The 1,303-nt window shown below is 40.8% G+C and carries 2 pseudogenes; both read right to left on the bottom strand.

Annotated elements, in window-relative coordinates:
• A pseudogene (locus DXA74_RS15955) lies at positions 1-302 on the bottom strand (T9SS C-terminal target domain-containing protein); the annotation flags it as partial.
• Positions 303-1,067: 765 nt separating this feature from the next.
• Positions 1,068-1,303: pseudogene (locus DXA74_RS16790) on the bottom strand (site-specific integrase); the annotation flags it as partial.

Genomic DNA, 1,303 nt, shown 5'->3' with positions numbered 1-1,303 from the left:
ACGGTAGCCTGCGAGAGGTTGCCGTGTTTGAGTTTGGCACTAAGACTACGGAATCCGTCTGCGAGCCAGAGACTCGGATTAAAGTTGAAGTAATGGACTGAACTGTTCGGAAAAGTAAGTTCAGACTTGACGCCACGGCTGTCCAATAGCATCAGCCGTATGGAATCCCCAGAGAAATCCTGCCAACGGTAATAACCTTGCAGGTCTGAGTTCAAAGGCGCAGTCTTGAACCACAGTTCGCTTCCGCTGACTCCTCCGGGCGTTTGCGCGAAACTGCCGAGAGCGAAGCCTAACAGTAACAAAGAAGTAAACTTTCTCATGCGCTGTCAATTTGGAGTGTTTGAAAAATATAAAAAACGTATGCCTCTGCCGCGCAGGGAGAGACCAGTGAGAGAGAACGGACTGTTACTACGGAGAAGAATTGTGATATAGGCTTGCTCCGTAAGGTCCTATTGTCACGTGGCAGGCCAATAGGCTTTACCACCAAACTAATGCTGCAAATATACAAAAATAATCTTAATAAACGGATATTATCTTTAAGAAATTTGCTGGTTTGGTGTTTTTTTCTTATGATTTCGGTCAATTTTGCAGAAATCTTTTACATCTGTTGTATGTACTGGAGTTAGTTTGGCAAAAATTCACAAATGGTCACGGCTTCAGTTTCTTATGTTAAAATGTAAATCATGGTTTGAAACTGTACACACTCGGGGTACAAATGAAAGCACTATATGCTTGTGTCGGAAAGGTATATATGAGCTGATGGTAGAGTCATCATCAACAACAATGGCCCTGATTTGATAAACTCAGCAGGAATACTTGCTATTCATTTTTTGATGGGGTTATGTTCACAAGTTTGAGATTTCATGTAAAAAAGTCCTAATTTCTATATTTCTCTTCTTGTAAATTATGGGATATTAAGAAAAATATCGTATCTTTGTCGCAAATTTAGGCGTTCTTTGTATATTGCAAGGTTGTGAAAGAAAAAGAATATAGCTCGTTTCTAAATCGTTAGCAGTTACATTCTTCATAGTGCTTAACTCGCTGATATTCAATCAATAAAAGTTTTTACTGTGACTCGCAAGGTGGAATGTCAGGTTCTTTTTAATACCGCATATATCGGCAATCTCTTTCAGGTAGGCGTTTAGCTTCTGATTGCTGATTACGGGAAGTATCTTGCCGTCCGGCAACTTGCCCTTGTACTTCTTCAAAATCATCTTGGGAATATCCAGCAGGGGAACATTCACGTCCGTATTCGTCTTTTGCCGCTTGGTGATTATCCAAAGGTTGCCGTCAAAGGACTTTT

The organism is Bacteroides sp. OF04-15BH (assembly GCF_003477995.1).
Lineage (GTDB): Bacteria > Bacteroidota > Bacteroidia > Bacteroidales > Bacteroidaceae > Paraprevotella.
Note: the sequence above shows the minus strand (reverse complement) of the source record. Positions and strands in the feature narration are given on the sequence as shown.